This is a genomic window from Candidatus Bathycorpusculum sp. (assembly GCF_009778815.1).
GTDB lineage: Archaea > Thermoproteota > Bathyarchaeia > Bathyarchaeales > Bathycorpusculaceae > Bathycorpusculum > Bathycorpusculum hydrogenotrophicum.
Genome location: NZ_WRFL01000023.1, coordinates 17,223 through 31,670, shown reverse-complemented (window position 1 = coordinate 31,670; position 14,448 = coordinate 17,223). Strand labels below are relative to the sequence as shown.

General features: G+C 46.2%; 13 protein-coding genes. 12 read left to right on the top strand and 1 reads right to left on the bottom strand.

Annotation, left to right across the window (positions count from 1 at the left end; genetic code table 11):
* Positions 1-89: 89 nt before the first annotated feature.
* On the bottom strand, positions 90-734 hold the full coding sequence (locus tag FWF39_RS06160; protein WP_343382566.1) for a hypothetical protein: 645 nt from the start codon (positions 732-734) through the stop codon (positions 90-92).
* Between the two features lie 266 nt (positions 735-1,000).
* Between FWF39_RS06160 and FWF39_RS06155 the strand changes: the two genes are divergently transcribed.
* The 12 genes from FWF39_RS06155 (at position 1,001) to FWF39_RS06100 (ending at position 14,422) form a co-directional block, all read left to right on the top strand.
* Entirely contained in the window at positions 1,001-1,531 is a 531-nt protein-coding gene (locus FWF39_RS06155) for an N-acetyltransferase (RefSeq protein WP_343382568.1), read from the top strand.
* A 233-nt stretch (positions 1,532-1,764) separates the two neighbouring features.
* The gene (gene thsB, locus FWF39_RS06150) at positions 1,765-3,426 is read left to right on the top strand and encodes a thermosome subunit beta (RefSeq protein ID WP_343382565.1); all 1,662 of its coding nucleotides are present in this window, start codon (positions 1,765-1,767) and stop codon (positions 3,424-3,426) included.
* Between the two features lie 421 nt (positions 3,427-3,847).
* Positions 3,848-4,573, top strand: coding sequence for a thymidylate synthase (locus FWF39_RS06145; protein WP_343382564.1), 726 nt, complete (start codon positions 3,848-3,850; stop codon positions 4,571-4,573).
* 36 nt (positions 4,574-4,609) lie between these two features.
* Positions 4,610-5,122, top strand: coding sequence for a DUF2096 family protein (locus FWF39_RS06140; RefSeq protein WP_343382563.1), 513 nt, complete (start codon positions 4,610-4,612; stop codon positions 5,120-5,122).
* 271 nt (positions 5,123-5,393) lie between these two features.
* Positions 5,394-7,100, top strand: a complete 1,707-nt coding sequence (ilvB, locus tag FWF39_RS06135; protein WP_343382562.1) for a biosynthetic-type acetolactate synthase large subunit — start codon at positions 5,394-5,396, stop codon at positions 7,098-7,100.
* Positions 7,100-7,612: an acetolactate synthase small subunit gene (gene ilvN, locus FWF39_RS06130; protein ID WP_343382561.1), complete on the top strand. Its 513-nt coding sequence runs from the start codon at positions 7,100-7,102 to the stop codon at positions 7,610-7,612. The genes ilvB and ilvN overlap by 1 nt, the downstream gene beginning before the upstream one ends.
* A 90-nt stretch (positions 7,613-7,702) precedes the next feature.
* Entirely contained in the window at positions 7,703-8,965 is a 1,263-nt protein-coding gene (locus FWF39_RS06125) for a 3-isopropylmalate dehydratase large subunit (protein WP_343382560.1), read from the top strand.
* Positions 8,966-9,469, top strand: coding sequence for a 3-isopropylmalate dehydratase small subunit (locus FWF39_RS06120; RefSeq protein WP_343382559.1), 504 nt, complete (start codon positions 8,966-8,968; stop codon positions 9,467-9,469).
* Complete coding sequence (locus FWF39_RS06115; RefSeq protein ID WP_343382558.1) at positions 9,466-10,494, top strand: isocitrate/isopropylmalate dehydrogenase family protein; 1,029 nt, start codon at positions 9,466-9,468, stop codon at positions 10,492-10,494. The genes FWF39_RS06120 and FWF39_RS06115 overlap by 4 nt, the downstream gene beginning before the upstream one ends.
* Before the next feature lie 9 nt (positions 10,495-10,503).
* Positions 10,504-12,042, top strand: a complete 1,539-nt coding sequence (locus FWF39_RS06110; protein WP_343382557.1) for a 2-isopropylmalate synthase — start codon at positions 10,504-10,506, stop codon at positions 12,040-12,042.
* Entirely contained in the window at positions 12,039-12,851 is an 813-nt protein-coding gene (gene pheA, locus FWF39_RS06105; protein WP_343382556.1) for a prephenate dehydratase, read from the top strand. The genes FWF39_RS06110 and pheA overlap by 4 nt, the downstream gene beginning before the upstream one ends.
* 275 nt (positions 12,852-13,126) lie before the next feature.
* Complete coding sequence (locus FWF39_RS06100; RefSeq protein ID WP_343382555.1) at positions 13,127-14,422, top strand: PQQ-binding-like beta-propeller repeat protein; 1,296 nt, start codon at positions 13,127-13,129, stop codon at positions 14,420-14,422.
* The last annotated feature ends 26 nt before the right edge of the window (positions 14,423-14,448 follow it).

Genomic DNA, 14,448 nt, shown 5'->3' with positions numbered 1-14,448 from the left:
AATTGTCTCAAAAATTATCCAACGCTCATCTTTGGTCAAGTTAACACTGTACTTTTTATTCATAACTAAGCACGTGTTAACATATACAATCAACACTTATTTATAATGCGGTCAAAGCAGTATTCTACTTCCACACCAGCACCCGTATAGTACGCTTCATTGTTGATAATACAGCCACCAGATAATCTAAAAGAACCCCAATGAGACACATGAACACCACCGCCATGTGCTGCTGTGTTGTTAGCAATCAGACCGCCTGACATACTAAAACTGCCACAATTGTACACACCTCCCCCGTCCTCTCGATCCTTATCGCCCACAAAGATTCTTTCAGAAGGAATTATATTGCCGGCGATTATGCCCATAGACATTGTGAGTTTACCCCCCTGATTAACAGTTACCCCCCTGCCTGTAGAGCCTGAATTATGAGTTACTACAATTCCAGCGAGCGTCAACGCTCCCCCGTCATTAACCATGATGGTGGTTTGGTTATTTGCGCCAATTAACTTGAAAAATTTATCATTGTCATTGTTGCTTGTTAATGTGACATCTTTCTTTGCAGGAATAACAAGCGGCTCTGTGAGTGTGATGTCCTTATCAAGGGCGATGACGCTGGATCCTGCGGCGTTTTTAACAGCATTTCTAAGTTCAACTTCATTGCTGATCACCTTATCAGTGGCTCCTGACACAAACGGTGAAATGTTGTTACTAAACTCAGCGACAAACGGAGCCAAAACCAATACCATCACAAATAGTACGGCAACACAAAACAAAACTTTTCCACTACAGTGGTTGTGTAAATTGGATTTAACGTTTATGTTCATACAGCGGCCTCTTATAGTGTTGTTATAAAAGCACAGGATGCGCTGTTTATATCACTATTGCCTTCTGTTATGGGGGCAAAAGTAACAAAACTGAAACAAAGATTGTGATGCGCTATGGTACAAAACATATCAAAAATGCGCTGGATATGTTCTGAGGCCTTTATCTTTGAGTGGAAATGGTGGTGGTGTTGATAATTCGTCAGGAAACTCGTTTGGATTATGCTGAAGTATATCGACTTGTGAAAATATCTTTTGCAACGGTTTCTAATGATGATGGAGCGGTGCCGGATTATTTGAATGAACGTGAAAAAGATGTTTTTGTGCCTGAATTGTCTTTGGTTGCCCAAAACGATGATGGACAGCAAATCATCGGACAAATCGTTCTATACAAAACCCCGATTACCACACCACGGGGCGAACGTATTGAGTTGTTGCTCTCTCCTATTTGTGTTCATCCCAATTATTTTCGACATGGTATAGCCCGCGCTATGGTAAATGAGGCTCTAAGCCGAGCTAAACACATGGGGTTTGGAGCCGTATTTCTATGCGGCGATCCCAAAATTTATAGAAACTTGGGTTTTCTACCCTCGTATCACTATGGTATATTTCATAAAAATGATCTAACCAAGACGGTTGATTGGAGTATGGTTTGTGAACTATATCCTGGCGCCTTAAACGGCGTGTCAGGAACAGTGAATACAATATAGTCTTATATCCAGTGTTTTCTACACAGTCATTATCGTAGTATGCTCCTATATTGTGTCATCGGAAATCTGTGCTGGCTTTCTAAGCAGAGTTATGTGGGATTAAATGTGCTAATGCCGTAAAGAGCATAAAAATTACGACAGGCAAAGCGGGGTTGCTGAGAAAAATTTATATTTAAATGTTTGATTTTGAATTCCAGTTTAATTACTTAAGAAATTGAAAATTGGTGAAATTTATGTCACAAGGTGGAAACATTCCAGTTCTAGTATTGAAGGAAGGTACAGGCAGAAGCACTGGCCGCGAAGCACAAAAAAATAACATTATGGCTGCTAAAATCGTTGCTGAAGCAGTGAAAACCACCCTTGGACCCTGCGGCATGGACAAGATGCTGGTCAGCGGTATGGGCGATGTTGCCATAACCAACGACGGCGCAACCATCATGAAAGAACTCGACGTACAGCATCCCGCAGCAAAGATGCTTGTTGAAGTTGCCAAGGCCCAAGATAAAGAAGTTGGCGACGGAACAACAACAGCTGTCATACTCTCAGGTGAATTGCTTGCAAAAGCTGAAGCGCTTCTTGACAAAAACATTCACCCCACAGTTATCATCGAGGGCTACAAAAAAGCAAGCGAAAAAGCCCAAGAAATCCTCCAAACCATCGCCATGTCCATAGCCTTTGAAGATGAGAAAACTCTCAAAGAAGTCGCAATCACCAGCATATCAAGCAAAAACATCAACGTAGCTGAAGATCACTATGCAAAAATCATTGTCGACTCCGTAAAACAGGTCTCTGAGAAAGTCGACAGTAAATACATCGCAGACATTGACCTTATTAAAATCATCAAAAAACACGGTCAAAGTCTCAACGAAACCGAACTCGTCAAAGGCATGGTTCTAGACAAAGAAATCGCCAGTAGCGGCATGCCAAAAATTGTCGATGGTGCAAAAATCGCTCTGCTCAACGCCAAACTCGAAATCGAAAAAACCGAGTTTGACGCAAAAATCAACATCGAAAGCCCCGACCAGATGAAATTATTCCTCGACGAAGAAGAACGTATGCTAAAAGACATGGTCTCCTCAGTCACCAACTCCGGTGCCAATGTCATCTTTTGCGAAAAAGGCATTGATGATATGGCCCTTCACTTCCTAGGCAAAGCCGGCATAATCGCAGTTAAAAGCGTCAGCAGCAGCGACATGGAAAAACTCGCCAAAGCAACCGGCGCCCAAATCGTTGCCTCAGTCAAAGAACTCGCAGCAGACGTACTAGGCAAAGCCAAACGCGTCGAAGAAGTCAAAATCGGCGACGACAAACTCCTCTACGTCCGAGACGCCAAAAACCCCAAAGCAGTAACCATTGTTATCCGCGGTGCATCTAATCACGTCATCGACGAAGCTGAACGTAGCCTCCACGACGGTCTATGCGTTGTACGCAATGTCATCGAAGACTGTAAAATCGTCGCAGGCGGCGGCGCACCCGAAGCTGAGCTCTCCAAAGCACTCAAAACCTTCGCCGTTAAAGTCGGCGGCAGAGAACAACTCGCCATAGAAGCCTTCGCAGAAGCCATCGAAGAAATCCCCACTACCCTAGCAGAAAACGCAGGCCTTGACCCCATCGATATCATCGTTGCCCTACGCTCCCAACACGAAAAAGCAGACAGCAAAAACTTTGGCATAGACGTCACCACAGGCAAAATCGTAGACATGAAACCCAAAATGATCGTCGAACCCCTCCGCGTTAAACAACAAGTCATCAAATCAGCCACCGAAGCCACTAACATGATACTCAAAATCGATGACCTAATCAGCATCAAAGGCACCGGCGGCAAAGCACCCCCAATGCCACCAGGAATGGGTGGTATGGGCGGCATGCCTGGTATGGGCGGAATGCCCTACTAATCATCCCCTTCCTTTCTTAATATAAAAAAAATTAACGCCTAGTAATTGCGCCTATATGCGCAGAATGGATAGTCCTTTTTAACCGAAACCTAAAAACATCTTTTCAAGTTATTCCCAAAACAAGGTGAAAACGAATTAAAATTAAGCATAAAATCTTAATCGTTGTCACCTCCGTTTGGCATTTGTTTGCGTATAGGCAAATTTTGGAACCGAACGATAGAATGGCGTATGATTGGTTGTTTGAATTTGAGGAGCCAGGCACATATACTTTTGGAGTACATTATGACATTGAGGTTAATGGGTTTGGATCAGTGATAAACTCGATGATGTTATCATTGAAGTAAAATAGACTTATCCAATAGGTTAACCAAAGATAATTAAAGGCATGACTGCTAAGTAACACTGCTCTGGGGAACCTCATTTGAAGCACATACAAATAACTGCATTTGACTGTCCTGATGCCTGGTTTAAAGCGCTAAGCGCTATTTGGAGAGAAGGCGACATATTCCACGTAGGTTTTGGCTCCGAAGAAACTGAAACCAAAAAACTCAACCTAACCATCGAAATTACCCACCCTGAAAACCGTCCCTTGGTCAGCGATAAAGCACCCTGTGACTTCAAGTATGTACAGGGTTATGCTTTGGAGTACCTCTGGTGTGGCGAGATGCGTGAAGATGAAGTCTACACCTATGGCAGTCGGCTAAAAGATCCTGTTGACCAGGTTGAAGAAGCCATCAAACGTCATGTGCAGGAACAACAGGACCGCCAAATTACTCTAGTTATTAGACGCCCCCAAGACATATTCAAGTATACTGATAACGGTGACAAAAGCGAACCACCTTGCCTTAGTTTAATTGATACTGAAATTCTTGATGGCCAGATGCATCTTACTTGTTATTTCCGTAGCTGGGATGCCTACGGTGGTTTACCGGCTAACATTGCGGGGTTGCAGCTTTTCAACGAGGCGTTTGTATCTGAGATAAATGAACGTAGCGGATTAGAGTTAAAGACCGGTAAACTGATTTTCCACTCAAAAAACTGCCATATCTATCAGCGCCAATATGGTCTTGTACGCGAACTCTTAGAACCAAAAGACAATACCAAAAACCTACGCTTAACAAAACAAAGCTCTGCTCCTAAACCTTAATACTAATAGCCTCTAACCTTTAACAGAGGCAAAGTTATGAGCCGTAGTCTGGCATCTTGGAAGCTTCTTGAAGATATGATGCTTGAACTCAAAAAATCAGGTGTAGCTATCCCACTCAGATTGGTGGAGGATTTGCGAGCCGCCAAATCTATGATAGAACTATCCTGTATGGCGGGCGGTGGCGATGCTTTGCAGAAAGCTGAGGTGCTTTTTGTTGATGTGGAGGCTTATTTGGTGGCTGAGGGTCAAAAAAGGTTCGGCGAGGACAAGGTTGAGGGCTGGATTAAGCAGCTTGAGAAAGCCAACACAGAACCCTCAGTGGTGGCTGAGGTGGTTCAGAATCAGTTTGTGGTGGGTGTTCCCAAAGATCAGCAATGGATCCGTATTGAACCCGTGGGTGCTTTGACTGCTAAGCGAATTGAGCAGTTAGCTGAGCAACAAGATCTGCAGGTAAAGTTGCAAACCGACGGCAAACTGGTCGTTTATGGGTCGTCTGCTGGTCTTAGAGTGTTTCTCAGAGCCATCACAGCAGAAAAACTCAAACCCTAAAGACCTCAAATCAACCCGATCGGATAGTGAAATAATTTTGGGAAACGTTTCATAGGGGTTGATACCAAAATCTTTTTATGTTAAATTCTCTTAGATTTTGTAAACTGGAGATTAGAGGTATGAACATGAGGGATTGTCACCTCAATAGCTGGGATCGTCGGGTACACTTCTACTAAATTGCCCAGTAAGTCCTCTGAATCATCCGGGTTTTCAATGCAATTTTTTGTCAGTCGAGAGTATAAACCTCAACCTACAGGAGACCATGTGTAATATGACTAAAATGAGCGGTGCACAAGCACTACTAGAATCCCTTGAGAAACATAATGTTGATGTAATCTTTGGCATCTTGGGCGGCGCGATTCTTCCCGTTTATGATGAACTCTGCAGTCACCCAAAAGTCCGTCACATACTTGCCCGTCATGAACAATGCGCGGCTCATGAAGCCGAAGGCTATGCAAAAGCCAGCGGCAAAGTCGGTGTATGCATGGCAACAAGCGGCCCGGGTGCTACCAATCTTGTAACAGGCTTAGCCGATGCCTATATGGACTCAATTCCTATCGTTGCACTAACCGGGCAGGTTCCCACATCTGGGGTCGACACCAGCTATATGATTGGCCGAGATGCTTTCCAAGAAGCCGATATAATTAGCATAGTTACCGCGGTCACTAAATATAGTTACCAACCCCGAAACATCTCTGAGATCCCCCAGATGGTCAACAACGCCTTTCACATAGCCTCTACCGGCAGGCCGGGTCCGGTTCTCATTGATTTGCCCAAAAACATCCAAACAGGCATCGACGAGGTTGAATTTACCAACAAAATCAACATACGTGGCTACCAACTCATAACCGAGCCCAAACCCCAAAAAATCAGCCAAGCCGCCGAGCTACTAGCAAAAGCCGAGCGCCCCATCATTTTAGCTGGCGGCGGAGCCATAAACGCTGATGCATCAGATGAGTTGGTTGCAATGTCAGATTTATTGATGGCACCAGTTGCAACCACCTTTATGGGCAAAGGCGTATTTCCCGAGGTACATCCACTCTCTTTGGGCTGTATTGGTATGCATGGCAACCCCGCAGCAAACCGCATCATAGGCGAAGCCGATGTACTCTTAGCTGTGGGCACCCGATTTGGTGACCGCGCAACCGCCACTCTAAGTGCCTTTGCTCCGGATGCTAAAAAAATCCACATAGAAATCGACAACGCCGAGATCAACAAAAACATCGAGGTCGATGTGCCCATTGTTGCTGATGCTAAGAAAAGCATGCAAGCCCTCATAGTTGCCACTAAAACCAAACTATCCAAAGGCGAAGGCCCCACCTGGACTAAGCGGGTCAAAGAAGTCAAAGAACAACTCAGCCCTCTACTAAAGGACCGCCCACGTGATGTTGTTCCCAAGCACCTGCTGATGGCTCTGCGTGAGTTACTACCTGAGAACGGTATTGTCACAACCGAAGTGGGCCAAAACCAAATGTGGTCTGCGCTCTACTTCAAAGCCCTAAAACCCCGCACCTTCATTAGTAGCGGCGGCCTTGGAACCATGGGCTTTGGCTTCCCAGCAGCCATAGGCGCCAAAGTAGCCTGTCCAGATCGCCCTGTTGTAGACATCGCAGGCGATGGTAGCTTTATAATGTCTGAGCAAGAATTAGCCTGCAGTGTCAGCGAACACATCCCCGTGGTGGTTATCGTTTTAAACAACAGTGTATTGGGTATGGTTGCTCAGTGGCAACGTGCCCTCTATGACCGCCGCTACATGGCAGTCAACTTGGGCAAAACCCCCGATATGGTCAAACTAGCCGAAGCCTATGGCGCCCAAGGTATCCGTGCCCAGAGCATCGAAGAATTCCAAAAAGCAGTTAAACAAGCCCTAAGTAGCCACGTTACAACTGTTATCGATGTACCAATCAGCTCAGAAACTGATGTGGTTCCATTTGTGCCGCCGGGTTGCGGACTACCCCAACAAAGAGGTGACTACTAATGGAAGTAGGAAAAACCAAAGTCATATCCGTCATAGTTGAAAACAAGCCAGGTGTACTGCACATGATTGCCAACTTGTTCCGCCGCCGCAACTTTAACATCGAAAGCATCACAGTTGGGCCCAGCGTAGAGATCGATAGCGCACGTATGACCATAACCGTTCATGGCGATGAGAAAACTGTGGATCAAGTGGTAAAACAACTCGCCAAACAAATCGATGTGCTCAAAGTGGCTGAACTCGAACACGATCATCTAGTTATGCGCGAACTTTCCTTAATCAAGGTAGCCGTTAAAGACGCCAAAGAACGTAGCGATATCATAAACTTGGTGGAGGTTTTCCGCGGCAGAATCGTGGATGTCGCTACCGATAGTTTAATGGTGGAAATCACAGGAACCCCTGATAAAATCGATGCATTCCTAAACTTGATGCACACCTTTGAGATCCTTGAACTCGCCAGAACAGGCATAACAGCGCTAGGACGGGGCATAAAATCAATAAGAATCGACGAATAAACCGCTTTAATAGTGCGGAAATGCTTAATTGTCGGTTCTTAGGCAATTGCCCAAATTATACGTTTACTTACTAATAAGGAAGAGGAAGAAATGAACATAACCGAAAAAATCTTGGCAAAGGCCGCAGGCAAAAAAGCCGTGCACCCAGACGAGATCGTCGATGCCAACGTCGATATGGTCATGACGCACGATTTAACTGGACCTTTAGCCGTGGAAGCCTTCAACAAAATAGGCGTCCAAAAAGTATGGGACAACAACAAAATAGTAGTGATACTTGACCATCAAGTTCCCGCAGAGTCCATCAAAGCAGCCGAGTTGCACAAAACCATGCGTAGATTTGCCAAAGACCAAAACCTCACCTTCTACGATGTAGGCCGAGGAGGAGTCTGCCACCAAGTCATGCCCGAAAAAGGCCATGTCATTCCCGGCGCAGTCATTGTAGGCTCAGACAGCCACACCTGCACCTACGGAGCCTTTGGCTCCTTTGCCACAGGAATTGGCAGCACCGAAGCCGCCGCAGTCATGGCAACCGGTAAAATCTGGTTCAAAGTCCCCCCAACCATCAAACTAGACATCAAAGGCAAATTCAAAAAACACGTCTACCCCAAAGACCTCATACTAAACATAATTGGAACCCTAGGTGTCGATGGCGCAATTTATCGCGCAACCGAATTTAGCGGCCCAACCATCAAAGCCATGAGCATAGCAGGACGCATGACCCTGTGCAACATGGCGGTTGAGATGGGCGCCAAAAACGGCATAATCGCACCCGACGAAACAACAACCGAGTTCCTAGCAGGTCGAGTCAAAAAAATGCCCAACCTAAACCAACTGCAAAGCGACCCTGATGCCCAATATGAGCGCATAGTAGACTTTGATGTTTCTAAACTCGAACCCCAAATCGCCTGCCCCAGCTCAGTAGACAACGTCAAACCCATATCCGAGATCGGCAACATACCCATCGATCAAGCCTTTATCGGCAGTTGCACAAATGGCCGCCTAGAAGATTTGCAAATGGCCGCTAAAGTCATGAAGGGCAAAAAAGTCAAAGCTGGCGTTCGCGCACTTATCATTCCCGCCTCCCAAGAAGTCTGGAGCCAAGCCAACCAAGAAGGCCTGCTTCAAATCTTCACCGACGCAGGCGCTATTGTCTGTGGCAGCGCATGCGGCCCCTGCTTAGGCGGACACATCGGATTGTTAGCCGCCGGCGAAACCTGTGTAGCATCCAGTAACCGCAACTTTATAGGCCGCATGGGTAGCACCCAAGCCAATGTCTACCTGGCATCCCCTGCAACCGTAGCCGCCTCAGCCATAGCTGGACGAATCATTAGCCCCTTGGAGGTTAAAGCCTAAATGGAGAGCAAAATCAAAGCAAACGCCATCGTATTTGGCAACAACATCGACACCGATGTCATCCTACCAGGCAAATACCTAGTATTGGTGGATCCCTACGAATTAGGAAAGCACGCCCTTGAGAGCCTAGACACAGACTTTGTCAACAAAGCCAAAGACGGCGTGGTCCTAATTGGCGGCAAAAACTTTGGTTGCGGCTCAAGCCGAGAACAAGCACCTTTAGCACTCAAATATGCAGGTGTTAAATGTGTCATAGCCGAATCCTTTGCACGCATATTCTACCGCAACAGCATAAACATCGGCCTGCCCGTCATTGAATGCAAAAACATCTCCAGCGTCGTAAAAACAGGCGACACCATCACAATAGATTTAGAAACGGGTAAAATCCAAAACCAAACCAACAAACAAACCCTGCAAGGAACCATGTTGCCATCCTTTATTATGGAAATTCTCTCCGACGGTGGCTTGATTGAGAACTTGCACAAACGGATGAACAAAAAATGACACCCTACAAAATCTCGCTTATGCCCGGAGACGGCATAGGCCCTGAGCTAACCCAAGCAACCCTTATGGTCTTAGAGGGTGCCCAAAAAAAATTCAACCTACAATTAGACCTAATTACCGCAGATGCAGGTGATCTGGTCCTAAAACAACGCGGCGCCGCCCTACCCGCTGATAGTTTGCAAACAATCACTCAATCCCAAGCTTGTCTAAAAGGCCCTGTGGGAGAAACAGCAGCAGATGTTATTGTCAAGTTGCGTCAAATATTTGACCTCTACGCAAACATACGTCCCCTAAAAGCCTACCCCAACGTTCCAGTCCACAATCCCAATATCGATATGATCTTTGTTCGAGAAAACACTGAAGACGTCTACAAAGGCGTCGAATTTACCATAGGCACCGATACCACTGTTTGTCTGCGCGTCATCACACGCAAAAACTGTGAACGCATAGCCAAACGAGCTTTTGAAACCGCACGCTTACGTAGCGGCAAGAAAAAAGTAACTGCCATTCACAAAGCAAACGTCATGCGCATAACCGATGGATTGTTCAAAACCGTTTGTGCCGAGACCGCCAAACAATATCCCGATATCCAATACAACGAAATGTATGTCGACTCCGCCTCCATGCATCTCATACGCAAACCCGACGACTTTGATGTCGTGTGCACCTGTAACATGTTTGGCGACATACTAAGCGACGAAGCTGCCCAACTCATCGGCGGTTTAGGTATGGCTCCAGGCGCAAACATTGGTGACAACTTTGCACTGTTTGAACCCATTCATGGCTGTGCACCAGATATTGCAGGCAAACACATAGCCAACCCCATCTCTATGATCCTCTCCGCCAAAATGATGCTTGACTGGCTAGGCGAACGCTACACTGATCCCAAATGCCTCCAAGCCGCCTCAGCCATAGAGGCCGCAGTAATTAAAACCCTAGCAAACGGTCCAGTCGTTCCCGATCTAGGCGGCAAAGCCACAACCGAGAGCATGGCCCAAGCCATAGCTGAAAACCTAACCGCATAAGGTGATAATATGACAACCCAACAACAAACCCGAACTATCAAAATCCTAGACACCACCCTTCGTGATGGTGAACAAACTCCCGGCGTCTCTCTGACAACCGATGATAAAATCGAGATTGCTCAGCAGCTAAGCAAACTAGGCGTTGATATTATCGAAGCCGGCTTTCCCAGTAGCTCTGAGGGTGAAAAACGGGTTGTCAAAGACATCGCCAAACTAGGTTTAACCTCTGAAATATGCGCATTGTCACGTGCCAAACGCACAGACATCGACGCCGCACTGGACTGCGATGTAGACCTAATCCATGTGTTTGTCCCCACCTCCCCTATCCAGATGAAATACGCCGTCAACCTCACCCCCGAACAAGTCCTAGAATCAGCCATAGACAGCATCGAGTACGTAAAGAAGCATGGTGTTAAATGCGAATTCTCCCCCATGGACATCACCCGCTCCGAATTACCCTTTATTAAACAAATCTGTCAAGCCGCCCAAACAGCCGGCATGGATACCCTAAACGTACCCGATACTGTGGGCATCATGATCCCCAAAACAACCGCACAGCTCATAACAGATCTAAAAACCGTGGTTACAGTACCCATAAGCATCCACTGCCACGACGACTTTGGCCTAGCAGTTGCCAACAGCCTAGCCGCCATCGAAGCCGGCGCCTCACAAATCCACACCACCATCAACGGTCTGGGCGAACGCGCAGGCAACGCCGCCCTAGAAGAAGTCGTCACCACCCTCCATGTCGTCTACAAATACCACACAAACATCAACACCCGCCTACTCTACAGCACAAGCCGCCTCGTCACTTCATTAACCGGCATGCCTGTACAGGCCAACAAAGCCATAGTCGGCGAAAACGCCTTTGCCCACGAATCCGGCATCCATACCCGCGGCGTAACTGAACAACCTCTAACCTTTGAACCCATAAGCCCCGAGTTAGTCGGTCGAACCCGTAAACTCGTCGCCGGCAAACTAGCAGGCACACGTGGCATCCAAGCCACCCTTAGCGAAATCGGCATCAACCCCACCGAAGAACAACTAACCGAGATCCTAAAACGCGTCAAAGACCTAGGCGATAAAGGCAAACAAGTCACCGACGCAGACCTCATAGCCCTCACCTCAGCAGTTATGGGCGAAGTCATAGACGAACAAAAAATCGTCGACCTATGCGACATGGCCGTCGTCACCGGCATAAAAGTCATCCCCACAGCCTCAGTCCGCCTAACTCTTGATGGCAAAGAATATGTTGCCGCAGAAACCGGCGTAGGACCTGTTGATGCCGTGCTCAAAGCCATCCAAAAACTAACCAACAACCTCGAAAAAATCCGCATAAGCGAATACCGCCTCGAAGCCATAACCGGCGGATCCAACGCAGTCGCCGAAGTCATCATAAAAGTCGAAGACGAAAACGGCAACATAGTCAGCGCCCGAGCCGCACGCGAAGACATCGTCATGGCATCAGTTGAAGCCATGATAAATGGCATAAACAAATGCCTCCTAAAAAACCGCCACCAAAAACAACAGGACAGCACCCACCCATGAAAGTAACCTACCAAGGCGAAACCGGCGCCTACAGCGAAATGGCCGTCTACAAATTCTTCGGCCCTAAAACCGAACCCCTGCCCTGCAAAGACTTCAAAAGCATCTTTGAATCCGTCAAAACCGGCACAGTATCCCACGGCATAGTCCCCATCGAGAACTCTATCGAGGGCAGCATCAACCAAAACTATGACCTCTTCTTAACCTACGACCTAAAAGTCTGCGGCGAAGTCGCCATCAAACTCTCGCACGTCCTAATCACCAACCTCAACACCCAACTCCAAGACATAAAAACCGTTTATTCCCACCCCCAAGCCCTAGCACAGTGCCGGCTCTATCTCGAAAAACACAACTGGGAAACCATCCCAGCATACGACACCGCCGGAGCCGTCAAACTCATAAAAGAACAAAACCTCCCAAACGCCGCCGCCATAGCATCTGAAAAAGCCGCCGACCTCTACGGCATGAAAATCATCGACCGCGACATATCAGACAACCCCTCCAACTATACCCGCTTTCTAGTACTGGGAACCCAAGACGCCCAACCCACAGGCGACGACAAAACCAGTATCATCTTTAGCGCCAAACACGCACCCGGAACCCTCTACCACGCTCTAGGCGAATTCGCATCCCGAAACATCAACCTCACCCGCATCGAATCCCGACCCACCAAAACCACCGCTTGGCAATACAACTTTTATTTAGACTTCGAAGGCCACCGAACCGAAAAAAGATGCACCGAAGCACTAACAGCCCTAGAAACACACGCAACATTTGTAAAAATCCTAGGAAGCTACCCACGAGTAATCTAACTTTAGCTCCAAACTACCTCATTGCTGTTTTTAGAGCTTAAGACGTCAACATTTCTCACGTGGTTAAATTAATAAGTTCCAAGTAGTCTCTTAGCTGTAAGTACTATAAACTTGGTGTGTAATATGCTTCTAAGTTTAAGATACATTCACTCAATTTATAGCAGTATTAATTCCAAAAATTGTTGGTGTGGGATAAATTGAGTATTTGTTATAGATTTAAAAATTGGTGTTCTCTCCATCCTGTGCATTTATGTGCAGGGCTGAAAAACTCTTTTGTGCCTCTGGTTGTTGTGTTTGCTGTTGTTATCATTTTTAGTTCTTCATTTATCCTGCTTTCCTCAAACATGGTTCCATTAACAACAGCTTCGCTGTCTGATAGTAATTCAACTGATAACTCAACTGTTCCAGTTCCCCTTTGGAATTACACAACAGACAGTCAAGTCAATTCCCCTGTGATTTTTGCTCAGGGGATTCTCTATTTTGCAACTGAGGACCGGTCTATTTATGCATTAAACGCTGCCAGCGGAACAACATTATGGACATTGGATGGATATTGCAGGTTTCCAGTAGTTGATAATGGCAAGATATTTTGTTCGTATAGTCGAATCATGTATGCTCTAGACGCATATAGCGGCACTAAGCTTTGGGAACAATCTGTAAGCACTAGTGGTGGAACCCTTATTATAGCCCCTTCGGTTGTTGCAAATGATATTTTGTATGTTTGCCTTGAATCGGGACTTCGTGCTTTAGATGTTGCTACGGGCGATATGCTTTGGCACTATTCTGATATTCGTTATGTTACTTCTTCTCCTTTGGTTGTTGATGATGTTGTCTATGTAGTAGGGTCATATAACACTGTTTACGCTTTCGACGCTCAAAGTGACCGTAAAATTTGGACTTACACAGTAGGATCCAAACCTTGGGACAATGATTTTAGTGTGTCTTCTTTTGTGTCTGATGATGGTTTGCTTTATTTTTGTGTTGCTGATGGTAATGTTTATGCCCTTGATGCTGGTAACGGCCAAGAAATTTGGCGCTACACCTACACTTCTGATCGGTTGCGTGGTTATCCTTTTCTTAACGGTGGTTTGATTTATGTGGTTTCAAATAAGGGTGATGTGTGTGCATTAAATGCGACTGATGGGACAAAAATTTGGAGTGCTATAATTGGTGAGAGTGGGTTGTCGGTGCCGGCATTTTATGAGGGCGTTTTGTATTTTAGTTCTTCTGAGGGTAATCTTTTTGCTCTAAACGCTACCAGTGGTTTTGAGTTATGGCGTTATCCTATATCCCATTCTTTTACTTGGGCTAGAGGTGTTGGGGGTGGTGTTGGTTCGCCTGTTGTTTGTGATGGGGTTTTGTATGTGGGTTGTGATGAGTGTGTTTTTGCTTTGGCAGTTTCTCCGTCGTTTGTTTTGCCTTCTTTACCGCCTAGTACATCGGGGTCTTTTTTGTTTGGATTGTCAGTTTTTTCGATTTTACTAGTTGTAGGAGTTGCGGTTGTGATTGTGGTTTGTTGTGTGTGGCTTTACTTGTTCAAAAAGCGAAATAGACTAAAACCCAATCTATAAATCGCATACAAAAGCCTGTTGTAGCT